Genomic DNA, 557 nt, shown 5'->3' on the forward strand with positions numbered 1-557 from the left:
ATATCACATACCCCGCGTCTCTCAGGAGCTGTTTCGCACCTTCCAGAGTCTTTATCACCTCTGTCGGAATATGCTTGTCATTTTCTATATCCGCACACTGCAAAAGCAGTGCACTCATCACATCGCGTTGGATCCACTCCGAGCTTCGGCCCAGTCGATGCCAACGTTCATTTAAGGCTTTCTTTTCGTATGTCTCCGTATACGGATCATATTGGCTGAGCTTCAACTTATAGGGCTTTACTTCCACTACCTTCAAACCGGCACTTTCAGCCTTGCTTTTCAGTTGCTCTATAAAACCCGATATGCCGCTTTTCCCCAGGCTCTTTGCAAAATGTCCCCTTTGAAAAGCCTTCCAACTATCACAGATTCAAAAACGAAGTGCAATTGATGGGGCGTAGGTCTAAGGCAAATTCTGAGGTGTGAGTAAAGGACTTCGAAGCGCAGCGTCGAAGACCTTTGCTCACAGCCAAAAAGACCTAGGCAGTGTACAAAAGTGGCCGAGAGCCTGTACTATCCATGCTCCGACTACCACATCAGTTGCTATGAAAAAATACAAA

The 557-nt window shown here is 46.5% G+C and carries 1 pseudogene; it reads right to left on the minus strand.

What is annotated here, in order from left to right:
- Window positions 1–247, minus strand: a pseudogene (locus tag H5985_RS09260) (hypothetical protein); the annotation flags it as partial.
- Between the last annotated feature and the right edge of the window lie 310 nt (window positions 248–557).

It is taken from the genome of Parasutterella secunda, from assembly GCF_016901835.1.
Lineage (GTDB): Bacteria > Pseudomonadota > Gammaproteobacteria > Burkholderiales > Burkholderiaceae_F > Aphodousia > Aphodousia faecavium.